Origin of the sequence: Kribbella sp., assembly GCF_035687465.1 — a bacterium.
Taxonomy (GTDB): domain Bacteria; phylum Actinomycetota; class Actinomycetes; order Propionibacteriales; family Kribbellaceae; genus Kribbella.
Window position 1 is genome coordinate 1 of record NZ_DASRXP010000641.1, and the last position, 3358, is coordinate 3358.

Annotated in this window: 2 protein-coding genes; both read right to left on the minus strand. The window is 68.5% G+C overall.

Features of this window, described 5'->3' with window-relative positions; all coding sequences use genetic code 11:
- Window positions 1-2: 2 nt before the first annotated feature.
- Complete coding sequence (gene aspS / locus VFG33_RS34135; protein WP_325057138.1) at window positions 3-1292, minus strand: aspartate--tRNA(Asn) ligase; 1290 nt, start codon at window positions 1290-1292, stop codon at window positions 3-5.
- A gap of 255 nt (window positions 1293-1547) precedes the next feature.
- The coding region (locus VFG33_RS34140) for a zf-HC2 domain-containing protein (protein WP_325057139.1) at window positions 1548-3358 on the minus strand (1811 nt) is incomplete at its 5' end.

Sequence of the window (3358 nt, forward strand, 5' to 3'; positions counted from 1 at the left end):
TGTCAGGGGGTTAGGCGGTGGAGGTCTCGGGGGAAGAGGGTTACTTCGCGGACGTTTTCGGCGCCGGTTAGGCGGGCTACGAAGCGTTCAAGGCCGATTGCGAAGCCGCCGTGGGGTGGCATGCCGTGTTTGAACGCTTGCAGGTAGGAGCTGTAGGCGGGGGAGTCGGGGGACTCGCCCTTGACCTCCAGCGCTGCCTTGTAGTCGCTGTAGCGGTGTAGGCGTTGGCCGCCGGTGACTAGTTCGACGCCTCGGAACAACAGGTCGAACGAGTTGGACCAGCGTGGGTCCGACGGTTGCGGGTGGGTGTAGAACGGCCGCTTCACCATCGGGTAGCCCTCGACCGCTACGAACGCGCTGCCGTGTTCGCGCAGCGCCCACTCACCGATCGCCCGCTCGTCCGCGGGGGAGAGGTCCGGCTCGTTCGGGTTCGCCCCTGCCAGCTTGAGTGCCTCGCTGAAGTGCAGCACCGGTACTTCGGTCGGGATCTCCGGCAACTCGACGCTGAGCCGCTCCAGCGCCTGCGAAGCACGTGAACCTACCGCTGCGAGCATCCCGGCGACGACCTCACGCAGTACGGCGAGAACGTCGCGGTGGTCCTGGATGAAGCCGAACTCCGCGTCGAGCGAGACGTACTCCGCCAGATGCCGGACCGTGTCATGGGGTTCGGCCCGGAAGACTGGACCGACCTCGTAGACGCGTTCGAGGACGCCGACCATCGTCTGCTTGTAGAACTGCGGCGACTGCGCCAGGTACGCCGGACCGCCGAAGTAGTCCAGGGCGAAGACGTTCGCGCCGGACTCGGTCGCGGTACCGACGATCTTCGGCGTCTGGATCTCGGTGAACCCGAGCTCGTCAAGCGTGCTCCGGTAGCCATGGAGCGCCGCAGCCGCGATCTCCCAGCCGGCCCGGATCGCCGGGTGGCGCAGGGCGACCGGGGCGTTGTCGAGCACGACCGGCAGGCCTGCGCCGACAGTGGGACGCCACAGCTCGATCGGTGGCGTCTGGGCTGGTTCGGTCAGCGCCTCGATCACCGGGTCGACGATCTCGGCGCCACCGGGTGCCTGTGGGTTGGCGGCGACCTTGCCGGTCACCTGGACGACGGTCTCCTCGCCGAGTTCGTCCAGCTGGGCCTGGGTTTCCGGCTGCTTGACGACGATCTGGCTGAGGCCGGACCGGTCGCGCAGTACGAGGAAACTGACGGCCGCCAGCCGTCGTCTTCGGTGCACCCAGCCGGCCACCGTGACGGTCTGGCCTACTGCTGAGGGGATCTCGTGGTTGAGAATGCGCATCGCTGTTTCACCTCCGTTGGTCAACTCGAACCCCGGAGGTGTGGGCGAAGGGGAATCTCGCGGTGCCACCACACCTTCACCGGACCAGGTCCGGCCTCTTGCCGTTCATCCGCTCAGGAGTGTCTTCACGAACCGGCCTGTGCGTCGCCTTCTCAGCTACCGGCGACTCTCTGGACCACAGGGGACGGCGCTACTCGGTTCCGTCACTGCGAACTGTTCCAGCCTAAGGCGCCCGGGTCGCCGGGCCAAAACCAATTAGCGGCGAGTGGTGGAGGGCGGGATCGGGGCGGTGTCGGTGTCGTAGCGGCCGGGGGTGATGGCCTTGACTGTTATCTGGTTGGCGGGGCCGGAGCCCGGCCAGGCGGCCCACTCGGTGTTCAGGGCCTTCGTGTAGTTCTCTGTCGAGCAGGTGGCCCGGCGGATGTCGGTGGTGCGGGAGCAGATCCAGCCCGAAGTGTTGTACGTGAGCAGGCTCAGGTGCTTGCCCCACGAGATCTCCAGCGTGACCTTGCCGGTGCCCCCGCCCAGGGTCAGGAACCGGTTGTAGACGAACGGGTTCGGGTCGTGCTTCGGGTCCGGCGTGAGGATCCGCAGCAGCGACTCGTCCAGCTGGATCGGGGCCAGCGTCTCCGAGTCGACGTCGCTGACCAGGTCAGCCTTCGCGGTCACCGAGTACTGCCGGGCTGTGGACGAACCACCTTCCGGTACTGCGAAGTCGGCGTACAGCGGAGCCGGTTTCGCCGGGTTCGTGGCGGTGCAGGTCTTGGCCGACTTACTGCATTTCCAGCCGCTCGGGTTCGAGGCGAGCGGCCAGGCCAGCGACCCGCCGTACGAGATCTGCAGCGTGACCTTGGCGCGGCCGGTGCCGGGGGCAACGGTGAGCGTGCGGAGGTTGATGTCCGGGTCGGGTTTGCGGACGCTGATCTTCAGCAGGTTCTCGTCCGTCGTCGGCGGTGCCGCGAGGGTTGCCGAGTCGTCGTCGTAGAGCCGGCCGGTCTTGGCGGACACGGTGAAGGTGCGGTCGGCCGCAGTACCGCCGCCGGTCGGGCTGGCGAACTCCACTGGCAGCGGCTGGGGTGCGCGGGGGTTCGCCGCCGTACACGTGCCGCTCTTGCCGTCGGCTGCGCGGGTACAGGTCCAGCCGCTCGGGTTACCGCTGAGTGGCCACCGCAGCGAGCCGCCGTACTTGAGGCCGACGACAACCGGCTTGGTGTTGTTTGCGGGCGACTTGATGGTGATCACCCACTGCTCGCCGGCCGCTGCCGAGCGCTCTACTACTTGGCCTTGGCCGAAGGCGGCCGGGACGCTGCCACCGCCCTGGGGAACGCTGATGGTCAGTAGGCCTTCGTCCAGGATCGGGGTGGTCGGCACCGGAGGCGTCGGGGTGGGGGTAGTCGGTGTCGTTGTCGGCTGGGTTGGCGCGGTGGTCGGCGCCGTGGTGGGTTGCGTCGGGTCCGGCTGCGTCGGTTGGGTCGACGGCGGCTTCACCGTGGGCGGTTTGACCGTCGGAGGGTCGGCGGTCGGCGGCTGGACCGGGGGCTGCGTCGGCTGCTGGGACGGCGGGTTGTTGATCGCCGCCGGGGGACTCTCGTTACCGGTGAGGGCCAGGGCCGCGAGAACGGCGGCCACCACCACGACGACGACAGCACCGGCGCCGACCGCAGTACGGGTGCTGTTCTCTGTGGCCTTGCGCCAGCCGGTGACGAAGAAGCCGACGAAGCCGACCTTGGCACCGGTTGCCGCGGCGAGGTAGCCGAGGCCCGCAGTACCGAGCAGGGCCGGTGCAAGCAGTGCCGGCAGCGCGCTGTTGACCTCGACGAGCTCCAGGTAGACCGCGGTGCACTTGGCGCAGTCGTCCAGGTGGGCCCGGACGTTGTGGTTCTCCCTCTTGGTCAGGCCGCCTCGCACATAGGCGCCCAGACGCTCTGTAGTCCAGCGGCAGCGGTCCCCGGCGACGTCGGCCAGGTGCTGCTGCAGGTAGGCCTGCCGTAGCCCCTCACGGGCCCGGTAGGCGAGTGCGGAGACACCGTTGGCGGTCAGGCCGAGCAGGGGAGCGATGGTGGCGG

Bases quoted from the DNA above. Each gene is read 5' to 3' on its own strand.
- aspS (WP_325057138.1), bottom strand. From the start codon at position 1,292: ATGCGCATTCTCAACCACGAGATCCCCTCAGCAGTAGGCCAGACCGTC.